General features: G+C 40.9%; 23 protein-coding genes. 14 read left to right on the plus strand and 9 right to left on the minus strand.

The genetic code is table 11. The features are described 5' to 3' along the window. The first annotated feature begins 12 nt into the window (after positions 1-12). From KZZ04_RS12175 to KZZ04_RS12190, 4 genes are all read left to right on the plus strand, one after another. Positions 13-2,043, plus strand: a complete 2,031-nt coding sequence (locus KZZ04_RS12175) for a methyl-accepting chemotaxis protein (protein WP_058403733.1) — start codon at positions 13-15, stop codon at positions 2,041-2,043. Between the two features lie 73 nt (positions 2,044-2,116). Further along, positions 2,117-3,583 carry a 4-hydroxy-3-polyprenylbenzoate decarboxylase gene (gene ubiD, locus KZZ04_RS12180; protein WP_058551244.1) on the plus strand — a complete coding sequence of 489 codons (1,467 nt, stop codon included), beginning with the start codon at positions 2,117-2,119 and terminating at the stop codon, positions 3,581-3,583. A 148-nt stretch (positions 3,584-3,731) separates the two neighbouring features. Beyond that, entirely contained in the window at positions 3,732-4,445 is a 714-nt protein-coding gene (gene fre, locus KZZ04_RS12185; RefSeq protein ID WP_058403731.1) for an NAD(P)H-flavin reductase, read from the plus strand. Positions 4,446-4,604: 159 nt separating this feature from the next. Further along, complete coding sequence (locus KZZ04_RS12190; protein WP_006792457.1) at positions 4,605-5,015, plus strand: CBS domain-containing protein; 411 nt, start codon at positions 4,605-4,607, stop codon at positions 5,013-5,015. Positions 5,016-5,107: 92 nt separating this feature from the next. Here KZZ04_RS12190 and add read toward each other — a convergent pair whose 3' ends face one another. From add to cyaY, 7 genes are all read right to left on the minus strand, one after another. Then, complete coding sequence (gene add, locus KZZ04_RS12195; RefSeq protein ID WP_058403748.1) at positions 5,108-6,109, minus strand: adenosine deaminase; 1,002 nt, start codon at positions 6,107-6,109, stop codon at positions 5,108-5,110. Between the two features lie 272 nt (positions 6,110-6,381). Then, entirely contained in the window at positions 6,382-7,494 is a 1,113-nt protein-coding gene (locus KZZ04_RS12200; protein WP_058403730.1) for a heme biosynthesis HemY N-terminal domain-containing protein, read from the minus strand. After that, positions 7,491-9,323 (minus strand): uroporphyrinogen-III synthase, encoded by a 1,833-nt coding sequence (locus KZZ04_RS12205; RefSeq protein ID WP_138528109.1) that lies wholly within the window; start codon positions 9,321-9,323, stop codon positions 7,491-7,493. Before KZZ04_RS12205 ends, KZZ04_RS12200 begins: the two co-directional genes overlap by 4 nt. Next, positions 9,324-10,262, minus strand: a complete 939-nt coding sequence (gene hemC / locus KZZ04_RS12210; protein WP_058403728.1) for a hydroxymethylbilane synthase — start codon at positions 10,260-10,262, stop codon at positions 9,324-9,326. Between the two features lie 35 nt (positions 10,263-10,297). After that, positions 10,298-11,263 (minus strand): DUF2914 domain-containing protein, encoded by a 966-nt coding sequence (locus tag KZZ04_RS12215; RefSeq protein ID WP_058403727.1) that lies wholly within the window; start codon positions 11,261-11,263, stop codon positions 10,298-10,300. Between the two features lie 22 nt (positions 11,264-11,285). Beyond that, positions 11,286-11,942, minus strand: a complete 657-nt coding sequence (locus KZZ04_RS12220) for an alpha/beta hydrolase (RefSeq protein ID WP_219422895.1) — start codon at positions 11,940-11,942, stop codon at positions 11,286-11,288. Beyond that, positions 11,939-12,262, minus strand: a complete 324-nt coding sequence (cyaY, locus tag KZZ04_RS12225; RefSeq protein ID WP_058403725.1) for an iron donor protein CyaY — start codon at positions 12,260-12,262, stop codon at positions 11,939-11,941. Before cyaY ends, KZZ04_RS12220 begins: the two co-directional genes overlap by 4 nt. Positions 12,263-12,419: 157 nt before the next feature. Between cyaY and KZZ04_RS12230 the strand changes: the two genes are divergently transcribed. The 7 genes from KZZ04_RS12230 (at position 12,420) to KZZ04_RS12260 (ending at position 17,436) form a co-directional block, all read left to right on the plus strand. Continuing rightward, positions 12,420-12,614 carry a lipoprotein gene (locus KZZ04_RS12230; protein ID WP_058403724.1) on the plus strand — a complete coding sequence of 65 codons (195 nt, stop codon included), beginning with the start codon at positions 12,420-12,422 and terminating at the stop codon, positions 12,612-12,614. Beyond that, positions 12,615-13,868: a diaminopimelate decarboxylase gene (gene lysA, locus KZZ04_RS12235; protein WP_058403723.1), complete on the plus strand. Its 1,254-nt coding sequence runs from the start codon at positions 12,615-12,617 to the stop codon at positions 13,866-13,868. Between the two features lie 64 nt (positions 13,869-13,932). Further along, positions 13,933-14,763: a diaminopimelate epimerase gene (gene dapF, locus KZZ04_RS12240; RefSeq protein WP_010557932.1), complete on the plus strand. Its 831-nt coding sequence runs from the start codon at positions 13,933-13,935 to the stop codon at positions 14,761-14,763. Continuing rightward, positions 14,760-15,371 (plus strand): DUF484 family protein, encoded by a 612-nt coding sequence (locus tag KZZ04_RS12245; RefSeq protein ID WP_219422848.1) that lies wholly within the window; start codon positions 14,760-14,762, stop codon positions 15,369-15,371. The genes dapF and KZZ04_RS12245 overlap by 4 nt, the downstream gene beginning before the upstream one ends. Beyond that, on the plus strand, positions 15,368-16,312 hold the full coding sequence (locus KZZ04_RS12250; protein ID WP_219422849.1) for a tyrosine recombinase XerC: 945 nt from the start codon (positions 15,368-15,370) through the stop codon (positions 16,310-16,312). Before KZZ04_RS12245 ends, KZZ04_RS12250 begins: the two co-directional genes overlap by 4 nt. A gap of 9 nt (positions 16,313-16,321) precedes the next feature. Further along, on the plus strand, positions 16,322-17,032 hold the full coding sequence (locus tag KZZ04_RS12255; protein WP_219422850.1) for an HAD-IA family hydrolase: 711 nt from the start codon (positions 16,322-16,324) through the stop codon (positions 17,030-17,032). Between the two features lie 47 nt (positions 17,033-17,079). Beyond that, positions 17,080-17,436, plus strand: coding sequence for a HopJ type III effector protein (locus KZZ04_RS12260; protein ID WP_219422896.1), 357 nt, complete (start codon positions 17,080-17,082; stop codon positions 17,434-17,436). Between the two features lie 37 nt (positions 17,437-17,473). On the opposite strand, the gene KZZ04_RS12265 is transcribed toward KZZ04_RS12260, so the two are convergent. Then, positions 17,474-17,881, minus strand: a complete 408-nt coding sequence (locus KZZ04_RS12265) for a GNAT family N-acetyltransferase (protein ID WP_219422851.1) — start codon at positions 17,879-17,881, stop codon at positions 17,474-17,476. 41 nt (positions 17,882-17,922) lie between these two features. After that, positions 17,923-18,228: a DUF6482 family protein gene (locus tag KZZ04_RS12270; RefSeq protein ID WP_006792473.1), complete on the minus strand. Its 306-nt coding sequence runs from the start codon at positions 18,226-18,228 to the stop codon at positions 17,923-17,925. 91 nt (positions 18,229-18,319) lie between these two features. Between KZZ04_RS12270 and KZZ04_RS12275 the strand changes: the two genes are divergently transcribed. The 3 genes from KZZ04_RS12275 (at position 18,320) to KZZ04_RS12285 (ending at position 20,707) form a co-directional block, all read left to right on the plus strand. Then, positions 18,320-19,012: a pseudouridine synthase gene (locus tag KZZ04_RS12275; protein ID WP_219422852.1), complete on the plus strand. Its 693-nt coding sequence runs from the start codon at positions 18,320-18,322 to the stop codon at positions 19,010-19,012. Positions 19,013-19,111: 99 nt separating this feature from the next. Continuing rightward, complete coding sequence (locus KZZ04_RS12280; RefSeq protein WP_219422853.1) at positions 19,112-19,486, plus strand: BlaI/MecI/CopY family transcriptional regulator; 375 nt, start codon at positions 19,112-19,114, stop codon at positions 19,484-19,486. 9 nt (positions 19,487-19,495) lie between these two features. Next, on the plus strand, positions 19,496-20,707 hold the full coding sequence (locus KZZ04_RS12285) for a TonB family protein (RefSeq protein ID WP_219422854.1): 1,212 nt from the start codon (positions 19,496-19,498) through the stop codon (positions 20,705-20,707). Positions 20,708-20,762 lie beyond the last annotated feature (55 nt).

Here is a 20,762-nt window from a genome sequence, read left to right on the forward strand (position 1 = left end):
GTTGATGAAGTTATGCGTTCTATTGCCATTAAACATAAAATAATTTTAGCCTTTTGTGCTATAGGTCTATTAATGCTTATCAGTAGCTTATTTTTTTACTGGTCCTTAAATAAAATAAGCACGACTACCTCACGAATAGAGAACCTTGCTGTTCCAGCTCAACAAGTCAGTAAAGACTTAAGATTATCGCTTCTCTCTATAACCAAATTCAATGCACTAGCCTATAGTCAAACAAAACCTGATTTATTACTGACCAATAAAAAAGAAGCGCTTAGCGAGCAACAAGAATTCAGTAATATGCTCAATGCACTTAAGCCACAATTGACAGGTCAGCAAAACATGCAAACTTTGCTAGTTGACGCTTCAAAAAACTTTGAGCAACTAAGCAAAACAAGCGCAAACATGTTTAATGCCAAAGAACAGCGTTTTACGGCGCAGTCGGCTGCTACCTCACTAATTAAAGAGTTTGGTGATGAGCTAAGTAACCTCAGTAATGCCTTACTCGATATAGAACTCATAGAGATAAATGCAAAGCAGCAGTCGTTACTAAACTCTGTATTTGGCACAGCAACACGCATTGACGACTTACTCTTTAATTTAAGCAACAATATTAAAAGTATTACGCAAACGACCAGTGTCAGCGACTTAAACGTCCACCAACAAGATACCCAATTTTTACTTGATAACATCCAGCCAAACTTTGTGTATTTAGAGCAGCAAGCCACTCCCTTAGGTGAGCGTTTAAACGCGGCTCAATTTACCGAGCAATTTAATAACTTAAGAACACGATTGAATGGGCCCGACGGTATTTACGCCCAGCAAAATAAAGCGCTTGAAAACACCCAAATGGCACAGCAAAGTTTTGAGCGTTTTCAACAAGAGTTTATAGACACAGAAAGCCAATTATTACAGCTTAATAAACTGGCTGACGAGCGTTTTAAAACTCTGCAAAGCAGTGCTAAGTCGGCAATTAATATGGGTTCTAGCTCTGTCATTATAATTGCGATTGTACTTATTGGTTTACTTATTGTTATTTCAATTTTTACAACTAATGCCATGCTAAAACCACTTAAAAAAGTAAATAGCGATTTAGCACGTATTGCCTCAGGTGATTTTTCTAAACGCAGCCAACCGCGTAGCAAAGATGAATTTGGCACTTTACTTAACAACATCAATAAGCTCAGCGATGATTTGACCCACCTTATAAAAGCGATTAGTAATGATGCTCACGAGCTTGATAAATCGGCCATTCAAACAAGTGAAAAGGGCCAACAGATGACCATTGTTGCTCAGCAGCAATTAGAACGAAGCGCACAAGCCACAGAGCTTGCGCATAGCATGCTAAACAATTCGCAAGCGGTCTATGAGCAGGCCGATAATGCATCTAACGAAATTACCAACGCCTCTCAGTTTGCTAACGACGTAAACCAAATAGCCAACGACAACAGTTTAAGTATTGAAGCACTCTTAAATCGATTAGATAAAGCGGTAAGTAGCACAGAAGAGCTGGCCGAATTTACAGATTTAATTGGCGCAATTGTAAATACTATTAGCAGCATTGCAGAGCAAACTAATCTACTTGCATTAAATGCAGCTATAGAAGCGGCAAGAGCCGGAGAAAATGGCCGAGGCTTCGCTGTGGTTGCTGACGAGGTTCGCTCATTAGCGGCACGTACACAGAGCTCCACAAGCGAAATTCACACCATGATCCAAACGCTGCAGCAACACACAAAAACAACGCAGAAAGAAATTAACGATGGCCAACAACAAGCTAAACAGTGTGTTGAAAACAGTGCTGAACTAAATAAAGCGGTTGAGCGTATAAAAGGGACGTTACTGTCAATTAACCAAATGAGTGAACAAATTGCTACAGCTTCTCATGAACAGTTAACAAACAGTGATGATATTCAAAAAATAATGGCTAAGGTGACCGAACATGCCACTTTAAATGCCAATAACGCAACCACCCTAGCAAGCGAAAGTGAAGACGTAAATCAACTTGCACACTCTTTAACAAGTGCCGTAGAGCGCTTTAAGTTTTAAGTGCAGGTGTAATGACTTGCTTTGCATGAAATGGGTATAATAGTTCAACTCTTTTGCTTAATAGCGGCCCATAATGAAATATAAAGATCTGCGCGATTTTATCAATTTACTTGAAAAAAAAGGTGAGCTTAAACGCATCACCCAAGAAATTGACCCGTATCTTGAAATGACCGAAATTTCTGACCGCACACTGCGTGCAAAAGGTCCTGCCTTATTATTCGAAAACCCAAAAGGGCACAGCATGCCGGTGCTTACCAATTTATTTGGAACACCGAAGCGAGTTGCTATGGGGATGGGCCAAACAGACGTAAATGAACTTCGTGAGGTGGGTAAACTACTCGCGTTTTTAAAAGAGCCCGAGCCCCCAAAAGGCATTAAAGAAGCACTTGGATCTATTCCTGTATTTAAAAAAGTGCTGAACATGCCAGCTAAAGAAATCAAAAAAGCACCTTGTCAGCAAGTGATTTTACAAGGTGATGACGTCGACTTAACAAAACTACCTATTCAACACTGCTGGCCAGGTGATGCAGCCCCTTTGATTACATGGGGTTTAACCGTCACAAAAGGGCCATACAAGAAACGTCAAAATCTGGGTATTTATCGCCAACAATTATTAGGTAAAAATAAAATAATTATGCGCTGGTTGTCGCACCGCGGCGGCGCACTCGACTTTCAAGAGTGGTGTAAAGAAAATCCTGGTCAACCTTATCCAGTATCGGTGGCATTAGGCGCCGATCCAGCGACCATTTTAGGTGCAGTAACTCCTGTACCAGATACGCTTAGCGAATATGCATTTGCAGGGCTATTGCGTGGAAGCCGAACTGAAGTGGTAAAGTCAATTTCAAACGACTTACAAGTGCCTGCCAGTGCCGAAATCGTTCTTGAAGGCCATATTATGCCAGGCGAAATGGCGCCAGAAGGTCCCTATGGCGACCACACAGGTTACTACAACGAAGTTGATGACTTCCCTGTTATGACCGTAACTCACATTACACACCGTAAAGATCCTATTTATCACAGCACATTTACTGGCCGTCCGCCTGATGAACCCGCTATTTTAGGTGTTGCACTTAACGAAGTATTTGTACCAATATTACAAAAACAGTTTCCCGAAATTGTGGACTTTTATTTGCCGCCTGAAGGTTGCTCGTACCGCATGGCGGTAGTCACAATGAAAAAACAATACCCTGGTCACGCTAAGCGCGTAATGATGGGAGTATGGTCGTTTTTGCGCCAGTTTATGTATACCAAGTTCGTAATTGTGTGCGATGACGATATAAATGCTCGCGACTGGGAAGATGTTATTTGGGCCATCACAACGCGCATGGATCCAGCGCGTGATACAACGTTGATTGAAAACACTCCAATAGATTACCTAGATTTTGCCTCTCCGGTATCGGGCCTTGGATCTAAAATGGGTATGGACGCGACTAATAAATGGGTAGGCGAAACCGACCGTGAATGGGGTGAACCAATAGTAATGGATAAAGCCACCAAAGAACGTGTTGACGATATTTGGGATAGCCTTAAAATTCTTTAGCAACTAAACAAACCCAGCGATGGTCAATAATTTATTCACCATCGTTCGGGTAAGCTATAAACAGGCTATAAAATAATCCTATAGGTATGCTAGAATCGATCCATTCAATTGCGTATCTGCTATCAAAAGCGCTGCTAAAAGGTAAAAAATGCAAACATTAAAAGCTGAAGTTGTAGCTATCAGCCCACTAACAGAATTTGTTAACAAAGTAACTTTAAAGCCACAAGAGCCTGTGACCTTTGAAGCGGGCCAATACATGCAACTGGTGTTAAGTGAAAAAGACAAACGCGCTTTTTCTATTGCTAGCCGGCCATCACAATGTGATGAAATAGAGCTGCACATTGGTGCCTCTGGTGCAGACTCGTACGCAATGCAATCGCTTGAACATTTACGTAATGCGCATTCAAACAAAACAATGGTTGATATAGAGGCTGGATTAGGTGTTTCCCAACTTCGTTTGCAATGTAACCGACCTATTATTTTACTTGCCGGTGGCACTGGCTTTTCGTATGTAAAATCAATGGCTGATCACCTAGCTGAAATAAACTGTGATCGCCCTGTGCTATTTTACTGGGGTGTTAAAGAAGAGTCGGCATTATATGCACATGAAGAAATGAAATTATGGGCAGAAAGCCACGAGCATTTTGAATTTATTCCTGTCGTCGAAAACCCATCAGCTAATTGGCAAGGTCACACGGGTTTTGTGCACAAAGCAGTAATGCAAGACATCGTATCACTAGAACCTTACGACATTTACATGGCAGGTCGTTTTGACATGATAGGGATTGTACGTGATGATTTTATAGCTCATGGCGCTATTCGTGAAAACATGTACGCCGATGCATTTGCATTTATAAAGTAAACTCATCGCATCATTTAATGATAAGCACCTATGGGTGCTTTTTTTTATGACTTTAAAGTTTTAATAGCTTAAACCTATCAAACACATCAATATAAACAATTTCCTAAAATCCAATCTATAAACCATACTTTGTACAGAACATCAGCGGGAGAGACCCAAATGCTAAATACAAAAGTAAAAGATTTTATGCAACGCAAGTTGCCAAACATAACACCAGACACTGAAATGACAACTGCCATAGCCGAGTTACAAAAATTTAAATTACTTGGTGCGCCTGTATTCGATAACGAAAAATGCCTAGTCGGATTTATTTCAGAACAAGAGCTATTAAAGCCTTTAATGCAAAGTAGTTATTTTTGCGAAGGGGTTGTAAAAGTGTCGCAGCTTATGCAGACCAATGTAGTCACAGTGAGTAGCGATTTAAACATTATTGAACTAGCTGAACAAATGCAGCCAGGTAAGCCAAAAAACTACCCTGTAGTAGAAGGCGTAAAAGTGGTGGGGATGATAAATCGTGCCGACGTACTCAAAGCGCTTTACGATAACTACCTTAGCTGCCAAGAGCACTAATTTAAAACCTGAGCGTTAGTAAATCTCTTAACTATCGCTCAAGTTAAATCTATAAATATGCAGCTTTAAAGCCGCATATTTATTTGCATTACTTAACGTGCACTCACTTGTGCTAGTAGTGCTTTTTTATCGCCGTCACTTAAAAATGCAATTTCTAAGGCATTAGCTTGGGCTTTTTCTATATCAGCCTGAGATAGGCCTGCTTTGGGTGCTGCAATGGTATATTCATGCTCTATTTCAATACCTTCAACAGCCGGGTCATCTGTATTAAGACAAGCAAGAATACCATGATCTAAAAACTGTTTAAGTGGATGCGTAGCTAGGTCGGTAACTGTACTGGTTTGAATATTACTGGTTAAACACGATTCAATACCAATGCGGTTATCACGCAGGTAATCCATTAATCCTGGATCTTCAATTGCTTTTACACCATGGCCAATTCTACTTGCACCTAATTCATTAATTGCTTGCCAAATACTTGGAGCGCCAAGTGCTTCGCCAGCATGAATTGTTGACGCTAAATACGCATCACGCACTTGCTTAAAGTGCTCAATAAATAATTCACCCGGAAAGCCAATTTCATCGCCCGCTAAATCAACCGCCACTAAGTCATTTTTAAACGCAAGTAATGCATCAAGCTCATACTGGCACGTTTTAACACCATAAGTACGCGACAAAATACCAATTAAGTTTGCTTTAATATTGGTATTCTTTGTTGCTGATTTAATACCATCAACCACAGCTTCTACAACACCTTGTGGGTGTAAACCTTGGCTTTGCGACATGTAGTAAGGGCTAAAACGAAGTTCAACGTAGTCAAGGCCTTGCGCTTGCGCATCTTCAATATTTTCAATAGCAATACGGCGGCATGCATCGTAATCGCCAAGTACCGTTACGCCCCAGTCTAGCTTTTGTAAAAAAGCCACTAGGTTTGGCTCTGGATCTATAACTTGAACATGAGGAATTAATTGTTCAACGTTATCTGCGGGTAAATCAATATTAAACTGACGACCAAGTTCTAGTATGGTTTGCGCGCGAACATTACCATCTAAATGACGGTGAATATCTAGCAAAGGTAGTTTTCTATTGATCATAGTAGCACCCAGTTTAATTAAATTTTTGCGCATAATACGCAGATAGAGGTATTTTTCAAGTCTATACGCTTTGTAATATTATTAAGCGGTCATATGTCTGCTTTTTGTGCAAAATATTCACGCACTTAACAATAATCTGTATAAAAATAGTATCGCCTTACTTTTTTATTGTTTCGCTAAATTTAAAAAATACCTATAAAAAAGCACAGGTAAAGCATTTATAAAACGCCTATAACCTGTGCCTAAAATATATAACTAATCAGCTAGTAAACTTATTTGTTATATAAAACGAGTGCCTTTTCAGCCTGTGCCGTGTTTTTATAACTCAAGGCTGCTTGGTCTGCAAATTGGTGTTTATTATCACCATTAAGCGCTTTATCAAATACACGTGCCGCTAAGTCATAATCACTTTGTGCATTAGCAAGACATGCCAGCGACAACAGCAGCGCTGTATTGGTGTCGTCTTTTTTAAGGCGATCTTGGATACTGGCTTGTAACTTGTGCGCTTCACCATGGTTTGCATTATTTAAAATAGCAGCAAGCTCATCATGTTGGCTGGCTTGCTTAACCATTTTAGTTAAATCGCCCTCAATAACGGCAAGCTGACCTGTTGCAGCCATTTGAGTTAAATATGCAGTCTGTGCATGAGTGTGTAGTTTTCGTGGTAATTGTTTGTATTTATTTGTTAATTCATCAGCTGATTGGGCCGTAAAATAGGCAGAAAATACACGCGTCCACTGCTCACTAGAAAACACTTTTTTACGCAGTAGCTTGGGTAAAAACTCTTCAAGTGCACTAAAGTGCTGCTGTTGTACTAATACCTCAGTGTACAGTTTAAGTTCAAGGGCGGTGGCTTTTTTAGCTTCTGCATTCACACGCAACTGCGATTCAATCGCACTGCTATCGCCACTTGCCAACCATAGCTTTGCTACTTTTAATTGCTGCTCTGGGCTTATTTCAAATAATCGCTCAAGCGCTTTATCTGCCTCGTTGTTAGCAAGTGCTGCTTTAGCTAAAAGCGCTAAACGAATATCGTCAAATTTTTCTGGCACACTGTTACCAGAAAGTGCGCGCTCTACCTGTTCGTAATCGTCGTTTATAGCACTGAAAAGGGCTTGTTCAATTGCGGCGAATTTACGCTCTTCACTGCGGGCAAAAAAACCATGCTTGGTATTTCTATAAATTGATAATAAATAACGTATTAGTTTGTAACTAAAATATAAAACTGCCGCAGACAATGCAGCCATAATACAAAACGAAACAATGGTGCCTTCAATGGTCGTATTATTGAACGAAATTAGCACATAACCTTTTTCGTCAAGTACAAAAGGGGTAACCGCAATTACAACAACAACAGCTACAATTAAAATAATTAGCCCTATCATTGCGCCCACTCCTTAACCATTTGTGTGCTTTGCAGTGTGACCTCTTGGCTGAAATTAAGTGGTTCTTTTTCTAATTTAGATAGCGTATTTAGTGTTGATTTAGTCGCTGCATCATCTTGCTTAAAGTATTCACCAATTAAGCGCTTTGCTTCGCTTAATGCATTAAAATATATACTGGCTTGTTTACTTAGTAGCGCATCTTGCGCCTGCGCTATATTAAGCTTAATTCGCTGGTTAATTAAATTGCGCTCTTGATCAGTTAGTAATGGTTCAACAGCTATACCTTCATGGCGCCTAATTTTAATAAAACTATCAACAATTTTATTCCAACTGTTACTGATATTTTGCTGCCAATCGTTAATATCTTCGCTGAGTGCATTTTCATCAACTTCCCGTGGTTCCTCTGGTAAATTGACCGCGTTAAACACCAGTTCATCAATTCGGTTAAGAACACTATTTAGCTGCAAATAAATAGCCTCGGTAGCAACCGGTTTTAAACTATCAAGCGTTTGTATGTCTTGCATAATAGATTGGCGAAGTTCAATTGTACCAGGGTGCTCACTTAACAGTCCGTCTAAACGCTTTAGTACAGCGCTTGCGCCTTGGTAGTCTTTTTCTGCCCACAGTTTAAATTCAGCCATACGCTGCAAACTAGTTACTTCTTGTGGATTTAAAGATGAGCCTTGTTGCTGCGCTTTTTGTAGTGCGTTTTTTAATGCTTGCTCATTTTCAAGAGTGCTTTGCGCTAACGCCTCAGATACTTTTTCTTCGCTATTAAATAGCGCTTGTTGCAAGCTCACTTGAGAAGACTTAAGAACCGCTAGCTCTTGCTGAAGTAGCTTATTTTGCTCGCTAAGTTCGTTAACAAATGTATTTTGCGCTTTACCTGCATTTAGCTTTTGATAAAACTCGTAACCAACTCCAGAGGCCACAACCAACGATATTAACAATGCAAGAGAAGCCACTTTACTAACTTTTTGTTTGTCATTTGCTGGTTTGTTTTTTACGCTTGCTGGCTCATTTTTAACTGATGCTGAACTCGAAGCTGTTGATGTTGTGTTTTCTGTTGTTATTGACTTAGGTTGTTCACTCATGCTGCTACCTTGCTGATTAATACAGGTAAACATAGCGTTATCGCTAGCCCCTGCTGCAATATGTATATTTGCCAAACTTACGTGTTGTTGCTGTAAATATGCGGCTATACGCTCGCTGGCAACATAAAAGTGGCACTGTTGTAACCATTGTAATTGTTGTGCAGCAAGGGGGGTAAATATGGCATCAACTGCTGCATTACTTGTTATGACTATACCGTGTACATTGTTGCTTTGCCAGTGGTCAGTCCAGTTACTAGTTAAATCGGATACTGGCTCACGTTCATAAACAACACAATTATTTAAAAACGCACCGCGCTCTTTTAGGACCTTGGCTATATCGGGTCGACCACCTTGCCCTTTGACCAATACAATATTGCTGCCATCAACCTGAGCCAACGACTTAAGAGCCAATACCCCTTCAGAATCGAACTGTTTAGGAGTTGCTGCACGCACACCAAATAATTCATATATTGTATCGGCAGTTTGCTGCCCTACAGCATAAAACTGCGCTTTAATGTTTATATCGGGCTTTAATTGTGCCAGTGCTTTAACAGCATCCTGAGAGATAAAAATAATTTTATCTGCATTAATAAGTGGGCTTAGTTGAGTACTAGAAGGCGTTAAATAGTTAATATTTAAAACAGGAAACAACGACGTCTGATAACCCGCTTGCTCAAGTTGTTCTGCAAGGGCTACGCCTTTTCCTTCGGGCCGAGTTATCAGAATATGTGTCATTTATGCGTCTCTGTATACGTCAGCTAAAATTTTATCTGCGCCTTGAGCAAGTAATTTTTCAGCCAGCTCTATTCCGAGTTTTTCGGCATCGTTAATATTACCCGCAACTTCGTCACGTAAAATTTCGCTGCCATCAATTGCGCCTACAAGCCCTCGTAAATGAACCTGCTCGCCATCAACTAACGCATAAGCGCCAATTGGTACTTGGCAACCGCCTTCTAAACGACGGTTCATGGCACGCTCTGCGTTAACACGAATACGCGTGTGTGCGTGTTCAAGCGGTGCTAATAACGCTTTAGTTACGTCATCTTCAATTCGACACTCAATACCTACAGCACCTTGGCCATTTGCAGGCAACGATACTTCTGGTTCAATGTAATCCGCAATACGCTCGCCCATCTCTAAACGAATAAGCCCTGCCGCTGCTAAAATAATGGCATCGTATTGCCCATCATCTAATTTAGCTAGGCGTGTATTCACGTTTCCGCGTAAATCACGGATTTCTAAGTCAGGTCTTAGCGCTCTAATTTGGCACTGACGACGTAAGCTAGATGTACCTACAATGGCCCCCTTCGGTAACTCATTTAAGTTGGCAAAGTTATTTGATACAAATGCATCACGAGGATCTTCACGCTCGCAAATGGTATGAAGCGCTAGTCCTTCCGGAAATTCAACAGGCACGTCTTTCATTGAGTGCACGGCAATATCAGCTCGGCCATCTAACATGGCTTGCTCAAGCTCTTTTACAAATAACCCTTTGCCGCCTATTTTGGCCAATGGCGTATCTAAAATAATATCCCCTTGTGTCGACATAGGGACTAACTCAACACGTACATCATCATGAAAATGCTCTAGCTGAGCTTTTACAAACTCAGCTTGCCATAACGCTAGGGCGCTTTTGCGAGTTGCTATACGTACTAATTTTGTTTTTTCTGTCATAGGGGTATCCAATTAATTACTGCGGTTAGCATTATTTAGTTAGCTAACACTCTAAATTCTTTTTGGGCAATTAAATTACCTTGCTCGTCAACAACGTCTACACGCCAATGGCCTGTTTGCGTGTTCATAATATTTTTTGTTGAATAAGTTCTGTAACGCGGCGAAGTAACATTAAGTGTAATTTCGGCCATTGTCTCACTTTCAAAATACCAAATATGTTTAACTTGCTGACCTTGAAGCCCTTTTAGTTCACTAAAAAACGATAATGTTCCTTCAAATTGACTCATACGCACATCTGCCGCAAACACATTTACAGGCTCTCGCTTTTCAACACTGCGAGTCAGAACCGCACGGCTTATTTTACCAGTATCAATTTGGGCCCCTAATGCAACACTTGCAATATGCGCATTGTCAGGAAATCTATCTGTACCAAATAAGGTAACATCATCGCTTTGCGGAGCGTCTAGTAAGGTGTCTATATCCGCAGATTGCTCGGGTAAAGGGTTAACTTCGCTTTGTGCATCGCTGTTTTGTGTTGATGAAATTATTTCGCTGTTAGATGTGTTAGCCAACTCAGCAGCTTGCAGAGCTACTATTACATTATCTAACTCAGGCTGAACGGTCACTGGCTCTGGGTTACTTTTGTTTGAGATATCGATGTTAACAACATCTTCAGCAGAGACCATTTGCTTTGCAGTTAACCCGTCAGTATTGGCAGCACTTATTTGCGACTGGCTATTGGGTTCATCGTGTATTGGGCTTTCAATGACCTCATTACTTTGTGTGCTATTAGAAATTAAAAGCTCTGTTTGTTCATTGGGGTGAGCGCCTTGATCTGCATTTACTGAGCTGGTTAAACCATATATCACGGCCGCAGATGTCATTACTATCAACATAGCCAAACTCACAATACGACGCCAATGCCATTCATAACTTACCGTAGGTAGGCTGTTTTGTGGCTCGCGTTTTACATTTGCTTTAATAACTATTTTTTGACTCATATTGACCTCAGCGGCTCCAAAATTAGCTTAAACGGGCAATTAACCAGTGGCGAATAGCGTGTAACTCTTCTGCACATACTTGATGTGCCATTGGGTATTCTTGCCAGCTTACATCCATGTTATGTGCTGTTAATACATCAAATGCACTTTTACCCGCACTCATTGGTACCACGTTATCTTGGCTACCATGTGCCATAAATACATTTAAATCGGTATGCTTTACTTCATCTGTGAATTTATGCGGCGCGCACATATAAGTAGACAATGCCATAACACCCGCTAGCTTTTGCTCAAAACGTGGTGCTAAGTGAAGCGACACAACACCACCTTGTGAAAAGCCTGCCAAAATAATTTTGTTAGCTGGTATTCCGTTTGCTATTTCTGTATTTATAAGGGCTTCTACCTTTTCGGCAGACTCTCTAACACCTTCTTCATCGGCACGTTTATCAAGCTCAATTGACTTAATATCGTACCAAGAGCGCATTTCCATACCGCCATTTATGGTGACCGGTTGCACAGGTGCATGAGGAAAAACAAAACGCACACCTAACTCATCTGGTAAGTTTAATTGCGGCGCTACAGGGGCAAACCCATCACCCGAATCACCCAACCCATGTAACCAAATAACGGTAGCTTTATGAGCGCTCTGTGCAGGGTATTGAACAAATTCTAGATTCATAGTGACGATTGCCATTTAATTTCTTGGCCAGCTTGGCGAGTTGACGCTTCGTTAATGAACTCCCAAAACTCTGCACCAGAGCGGTTATCAATCCATTGACCGTCACGCATTTCAAAATGATGACCATTAAATTTAGTTGCTACCCACACTTGATGAAGAGGCGCTTGCTTATTGATCACAATTTTACTTTTATCAGGAAAAATAATTTCTAAAATACCTTGCGCTGATTCGTAATCTAAATCGGCTTCACAATCATCAACTTGCTCTTCAATTGTGAACATAAGAGCTTCGGCTAATTGGTGATATTCGTGTTCAGTCATTGTTGATTCCTTTGCAGGCGAGCCGCCTAATATTGGGTACGTAATTGCGTTAAAAACATGCAGCTAGTGTAACAGGAATAAAATCATCCGCGAATAGCTGCATTTTTTAGATATTCTGTTACTCTGCGATTATAAAGCCAGCAACAATATTAATCTAATGAAAGCGACACATACCTTACAATTAAAAAAACTATTAATTAGCACGGCCCTATTTGGCGCATTAGCTGGCTGCGGACAAAGCGGCCCGTTATATTTGCCTGAACAACAGGCCCAGCAAAACCAACCAGAAAACACGATGACGCCTAACACGCAGGCCAAGCAACCCACTACCCCAGTAAAGCAGGAGCAATAAATGGATTTTTTTAACTATAAAAACAACCAATTGTTTGCTGAAGATGTGAGTATTGCCGCAATTGCTCAGCAATATGGTACGCCTTGCTATGTGTATTCTCGCGCAACATTTGAGCGCCACTACCTTGCGTTTGCTAATGCGACTAAAAGCCATAAAAGCTTGGTATGCTATGCCGTTAAAGCGAACTCTAATATTGCCGTATTAAATATTTTAGCGCGCTTAGGTTCGGGTTTTGACATTGTTTCAAAAGGTGAGCTAGCGCGTGTAATTAAAGCCGGAGGAGACGCCGGTAAGGTGGTCTTTTCAGGCGTTGCTAAAACCGCTGACGAAATAGCGTACGCATTAAAATTAGGGATTAAATGCTTTAACGTTGAATCAGCCTCTGAATTAGAGCGTATTTCAGAGGTTGCGTGCGAGCTTAACTTAGTGGCGCCAATTTCTATTCGCGTAAATCCCGATATAGATGCTAAAACGCACCCTTATATCTCCACAGGTCTGAAAGAAAACAAATTTGGCATTGATATTCAAACCGCTGTAAGTGTTTATCAACAAGCTGATGCTTTACCAGGCTTAAACGTAATAGGCGTAGATTGCCATATCGGTTCGCAGTTAACCGAAGTAAAACCATTTTTAGAAGCGCTAGACAAACTCCTTGCGTTAATAGATGAGCTAAAAAATGTCGGGATAGAATTAAGCCATTTAGATATAGGTGGTGGGTTAGGTGTCCCTTACGACAACGAACAACCACCTCATCCTAGTGAATACGCTGAGCAAGTAACCGCTCGCCTAGAAAACTACCGCCATTTAGAACTTATTTTTGAACCAGGTCGTGCGATTGCAGCAAACGCAGGGGTATTAATTACGCAGGTTGAGTTTATTAAACAAAACCAAAGTAAGTTTTTTGCCATTGTTGATGCTGGCATGAACGACATGCTTCGCCCTTCTCTTTATCAAGCGTGGCAAAAAATTATTCCTGTGTCGGTTCGTGATGACGATACGCCAACTCACAACTTTGATATTGTTGGGCCCGTATGCGAAACCGGTGACTTTTTAGGAAAAGACCGAGAACTAGCGCTTAAACAAGGCGATTTACTCGCGCAGCGCAGTGCTGGGGCATATGGCTTTACAATGAGTTCAAACTATAACTCTCGCCCACGCGTAGCTGAAATAATGGTAGACGGTCAGCAGCACCATCTTATCCGCGAACGTGAAACCATTGAGAGTCTTTATCAAGGTGAGAAAATTTTACCATAAACGTTTTTGCCAACTAGCTGCTCTGTGGCATGATTACCACAGAGCAAACACGAATTAGAGCGCTATGTTAGTTAATTTTTCCAAAATGCACGGCTTAGGCAACGACTTTGTTGTTATTGATAATATTACACAAAATGTATTTTTATCACGAGATCAAATTAAAAAGCTGGCTGATCGCCACTTTGGCATTGGCTTTGACCAATTACTCATGGTTGAAGCGCCATACTCCCCCGATCTCGATTTTCATTATCGTATTTTCAATGCCGATGGTACCGAAGTAGAACAATGCGGGAATGGCGCACGTTGCTTTGCACGTTTTGTTCGTATGAAAGGCCTGACTAACAAACACAAAATTAGCGTATCAACCAAATCGGGTAATTTAACGCTATACATAGAAAAAGACGGCCAAGTCACGGTTAACATGGGGCACCCTAATTTCGAGCCAAGCAAAATACCGCTTAAAGCCAGCAAACGTGAACTCACCTACATTATAAGGGCAGAAGAACACACCGTATTTAGTGGCGCAGTCTCTATGGGGAACCCACACTGTGTACTTGAAGTTGACGATATTACGACAGCGCAGGTCGATGTATTAGGTCCACTGCTTGAAAACCACGAACGTTTTCCACAGCGCGCTAACATTGGGTTTATGCAAGTTATATCGCAAGAGCATATAAAGCTAAGAGTATGGGAGCGCGGCGTAAATGAAACACTCGCATGCGGCACTGGCGCGTGTGCAGCTATGGTCATTGGGCATATGCAAAGTAAGCTTTCAAGCGCAGTACAAGTCGACCTCCCTGGTGGCACTCTTCAAATACGCTGGAGTGGAGAAGGTCATCCGGTACGAATGACAGGCCCCGCTGAGCACGTGTTCGACGGACAAGTTGCATTATGAGTAAGCTGAGCGAGGAGCAAATTACTAGCTACCTACTCGCAAATCCTGACTTTTTAGTTAAACACCCAGATGTGCTTGCTCAGCTAGAGCTTCAACAGCAAGCGCAAGGGGCAACGTCACTCGTGCATATTCAACAGCGCCAATTGCGTGAGCACAATACACGTTTAAAAAAGCAAATCGACACCATGAGTAAACACGCTGTTCAAAATGAGCGAGTATACTGTTTACTTAGCCAATGCCATCGCCAACTTTGGCGCCATGATGACTTTGATGCAATCGCTAAAAACTTACACGCTATTGTGTGCTCAAATGACGACATAAGCGACTTTAAATTATTAAAATACACTCCTGACTTTGACGAGCTCATAGAACATCGCCTCAGCGGTTCTGGGTATTATTTAGGGCGTATTACAACGCAAGAGCGTGCATTACTTTTTAGAGATGACACGCAATCTGCGGCTATTTATTTAATTGGCGATGCAAAGCAGCCTAGTGCCATACTGGCATTTGGCAGCAACAACGTTAACCATTTTGAACCCGCACAAGACAACCTATTTATGTTGGATTTTATTAGCGCCCTGCAACTAAGGTTACAAAAACTCGCATGAGTGATGATGTGCCTAATATAAGCGAATTAAGTGACAACTGGCGCACACCCATTACGCTATTTAGCGACTACCTAAAATTTGAAAAACAATATTCAGCGCACACCGTCAATCAATATGTCAGCCAACTTGGCTTTGCAGCGCTTTATTTCAATAAATTATGCGATGACTGGTTTGGCGTACAAGCAGAGCATATTCGCCGCTACAGTATGGCTTTACGCGCCAAACAATTAAGTGGCCGAACCATTAGCTTAAAATTAAGCTGTATACGGAGTTTATATAAGTTTTTAAAAGCCAAAAATATTGCACAGCAATCGCATTATCATAACCCTGCGACCGGCATTAAAGGGCCTAAATTTGCCAAGCCTTTACCTAAAAATCTTGATGTTGATCAAATGGCGCGTTTGCTCGAAATACCCGACGACGACCCTTTAGCAGTCAGAGATAAAGCCATGATGGAACTTATGTACTCATCAGGTTTACGTATTAGCGAGTTAGTTGGCGCTAACATGCAAGATATTAATGCCAAAAGTGGTGAAATATTAGTGCGTGGTAAAGGTAACAAAGAACGCCTTATTCCCGTGGGAACGAAGGCATTAGAAGCATTAAAAAAATGGTTAACCGTGCGGCCTCAATTTGCAAAACAAGACGAGCCCGGCGTATTTTTAAGTAGCCAAAAAAATCGTATCTCAATTCGCCAAGTGCGTTTGCGTATGCAAGAGTGGGGAATAAAGCAAGGGATTAGCTCACAGGTGCATCCGCATAAGTTACGCCATTCATTTGCATCACATATTTTAGAATCGTCGGGTGATTTACGCGCTGTACAAGAACTGCTTGGCCACAGCAGCTTGTCGGCCACACAAGTGTATACCCATTTAGATTTTCAGCATTTAGCCAAGGTGTACGACAACACACACCCGCGCGCTAAAAAACAAACTGATTAGGAAATTACAATGATCCGATTTAATCGTGCAATACGCCCTTTTTCTGTCATGAGCTTTGATTTAGACGACACCTTATACAACAACCACCCGATTATAAAAGCAGCTGTTAACGCCCAACAAAATTACTTAAATGCATTACCACGCTACCAAGAACAAGGCCCACAATACTGGCAACAATGCCGAAAACTTGCCGCTCAACAACAACCCGATCTTAAAGATAATGTAACGCAGTGGCGCAAGCATACATTGCGTTTAGCTCTATCTAAGTTGGGATTTACTGAACAAGAAGTAGAACTGCACGCTAGTAGTGCCTATAACGCTTTTGCCGATGCACGCAGTAACATTGTAGTCAGCGACGACGTATTAGCGCTACTTGATAACTTAGCGCAACATTTTACCTTAATCGCCATAACCAATGGCAATGTTGAAATAGAACGCTTTAATTTACACAATAAGTTTGAGCTAGTCCTACAAGCGGGCATGCATGGTAAAGCTAAACCTCATAGCACCTTATTTGACAAAGCAGCTGCGCACTTAAAAGTCGCCAAAAGCGACATACTCCATATTGGTGACAGCCTAGATACCGACGTACAAGGCGCCAATAACGCAGGTTGCCAATCAGTGTGGTTAAACGATCAAGGCGCTAAGTATACGTACAAGGGGCTGGCCGATGTTGAAATTGAGAATATTCACGCATTAACGCATTTTATTCGTTCATAAAATGCGTTAAGTAAATTAGCCTTACCCATTAAATTTAGGGAACAATGATGACTTTAAACGAATACCTTAAATCACTTGCTGAAAACCCAAAAAACATTCAATTTACCGATACAATGGCGGTGATCGAAGCCAATTACGATTTTACTGCTTGCGCCTTTAATAACCACGGGTTACTGAGCTCAGCAAGTGAAAATAACGGTTCATGTAAAATTTTTGCTTTTGCCAAACTCAATGGGCTTAGCAAGCAAAACACTTTAGATTGCTTTGGTAAGTTTTATCGCGAAGACGTACTACAAAACCCTAACGGTGACGATCATATGAACATTCGCACGTTTATGCTATCGCCAGAGGCGACCCCATTTTTGGGCGTTACATTTGAAGGCGAGCCGTTAACAGCCAAATAACTAGGGGCTAAATAAAAAATTAGAGTACCGGAATCAATTAAAGTAATTTTTCCATAAAGTAGCGGGTGCCGCAAAGTGGGTAATTATCAAGTTGATACTTCACACTGTATCCACGTTTTTCATAAAAAGGTTTGGCTTGAAAATCAAGTGTATCAAGCTGAGCTTTTTTGGCGCCAAGCAATATTGCAGCTTGCTCTAGTTCAGCGAGTAACTGTCCAGCAAGGCCTTTATTGCGCACTCTTTCACTGCACCAAAGCCAGTTTATAATTAGCCAATTACCAAATACGCAACCACTAATACCAGCCATCAATTCGTTACTATCGTCAACAAATTTATAGCCGAGTGGCACTCTTTGCGCATCGAAATGCTGGGCATTAAATTCAACCATTTCACTACGTAACGTTGAGTTTAACGCATCACTATTGTCTGCTTGTAATTGGTACATATTGCGCTTCTTAAAAAGCAGATACTAACAAACTCATACCGTCAAAACAGGTTATTTTTACCAAAGGGAACTTCAAGCAGATTACTTGAGGTTTTTTCTGGTTGACCACACATTTCGTCATAAGCACTTGTATGGCGGAGCATCATTTGTGCGTACGCTATTTTTTCAAATCGCTTTTGCACATGTAGCGGGCTTACTGCTCTTACAAACTCGCCATCTTCTTCTGTTACGTAATATTCAACGTTATTAATAATCACAGACACTTGGTAAAGCGCCATTTCTAGTGAGTGAACAACTACTTTTTGTAGTGGCTCATGATTTTTTAGTTCAGAAAATTTCATACCCATTTTGTTCACCTAAATTAAATATTGCTATATCGATACGCAGCTTTGCTATAATCGCGATCAGTTTTTTATTGCCAACCAACGAGTATATTTTATGAGCACCAAAATCCGACTGGCTAAATACATTGCTCATGCCGGTGTGTGCTCACGTAAACAGGCATCGCGTTTAATTGATGAAGGGGTGGTAACAGTAAATAATCGCCCTGCTAATCATATTGATCACGTTAATGAGCAAGACGAAGTCATAGTTAATGACCAAGCAGTTAAAGGCGCAGCTGAGCTAGTTTATTTTGCGTACCATAAGCCAGTAGGTATTGACTGTAAATTAAATAAAAATGACCCTACAAGCCTTATTCACCACTTACCTACACTCACTCGTGTTTACCCTATTGGCCGATTAGATAAAGACTCTCGGGGCTTGCTTATTTTGACCAACGATGGCGATTTTTGTAACCAGCTAATCCATCCTGACTTCCACCAGCCTAAGCATTATATAGTCACAGTAAATAAACCTATAAATAACGCGTTTTGTGAAAAAATGGCCGCAGGCGTCCCTGTTGATAAACAAGTAACCTTACCCTGTGAAGTAACAAAAGTAGCTAGCAATCAATTTAGTATTATTTTAAAGCAAGGGCTTAACAGGCAAATACGTAAAATGGCGCATTACTGCGGCTTTAAAGTAACTGATTTATTTAGAGTGCAATTTAGCGACCTTGCTCTTTCAAAATTAAACCTCCCTGAAAGCCACTACATACAAATTAGTAAAACTGATATTTCAAAAATCTAACCTTCGTTTAAATAGCACACAAAAAAGTTAAAAAATAACCTTGCAAAAACAGATTACAGGTGTAGTCTTAAATTAAAGATTACAATCGTAGGCAATAAAATGATTGAGTTATCAAAAGCAGAATTTGACGTGCTTGACGCACTTTGGATTAATTACCCAGCAACTGCCAGCCAAATTATTGAGCGCTTAAGCGATGATAAGCAATGGCACGAAAAAACCATTAAAACCTTACTGGGTCGATTAGTTAAAAAAGGTGCACTGTCGTTTGAAAAAGACGGTCGCCAATATATTTATACCCCCTGCATGGAGCGCGCCGACTACACCCTAAAAGAGAGCCAAAACTTTATTGAGCGCTTTTTTAGTGGCCGCATAGCACCACTGGTAAGCGGTTTTGCTAAATCGGAGCAGCTTTCTCAGCAAGATATAAATGAGCTTAAAAAAGTCATTGATGACTGGGAAAAAAAACAAAAGTAAGGGATTAACATGGTTATTCAAACTGGGTTTAATTGGTTAATTGAGCAACAACTACTATTAAGTATTTTGTTTTGTGGATTTATTTTACTCGAGCGATTTGGTTTAAAAACCCTTGGCGCGGGGTTTGTATACAAGTTAGTGTGGTTAGTGCCTGCCGCATTAGTTATCGCTAATTTACCCAATGCGATTAAACCATTGCAAAATAGCAATATTAGCCATTACTTAATTACCCCTAACCAGCCTTTTGCACATGAAGTGGGTATTAGCTGGGCACTCATGTATGTACTTATTACCGCTGGGTTATTAATAGCTAGTTTTATTACACATACTCGTTTTGTCAAAAGCCTGCAGCTAACTGAGCTAACACACTTTAACCATACACTTACTACAAATGCTAAAGCTTATATCAGCCAACATGTAGCCACACCAATGGTAGTCAGTATTTTTCAAAGCAAGCTCATACTGCCCAGCAATTATAAAAGCCAGTTTGATAAAGCCACTTTGGCGCTTATTTTAGAGCATGAATCTGTGCACATAAAACGCAAAGATAACCTAATAAATGCCCTGCTGTTACTGGCTACTATTTTATTATGGTTTAACCCGCTCGCGTGGATGGCATACGCAAGCTGTAGGCGCTTACAAGAGCTCACGTGTGATGAACGGGTACTTGCCAATAAAACCACACACCAACACATTTTATACAGCAGAGCCTTAGTTAACTGCGCGGCAACAACGCCCGCAGGCCTAATGGCTTATTCACACTACGGAGATAAAAAAACCATGTTACAACGACTTACCAATATAAAGCACAGTGGCAATCGCTCTCGCTTTGCCAAAGGTGGCTTACTGCTTGTTGCAGCAAGCATGTTAAGTACGCTCGCTATTGCAAAGCAACCGCAAGTAGAAGGTGCTAAAAGCGATCACATTTCACCAATAATTCGAATTGAGCCACGCTATCCTGCCCAAGCAGCTAAGCAAGGCATTAGCGGCTCGGTGGTATTAAAATACGATATTGCCGCCAATGGCAGAACAAAAAACATTAGTGTAATTCAATCTAAGCCGTCAGACGTTTTTGATAAATCAGCTAAAGAAGCCTTGGCAAAGTGGGAATATAAAATGTCTGAGGCAGGCTTTGATGATGTACTCGTACAGCTAGATTTTGCTATAAACAGCGAGGTTGCACATACCGATTTAATCGAGCGAATTAAAGTATCGCATTAATGCTATCGAATTATGCCATTAAGTAATGCAAGAGCACAAAGCAAGCGCCCTTTTA

Origin of the sequence: Pseudoalteromonas sp. CR1, from assembly GCF_019392235.1 — a bacterium.
Lineage (GTDB): Bacteria > Pseudomonadota > Gammaproteobacteria > Enterobacterales > Alteromonadaceae > Pseudoalteromonas.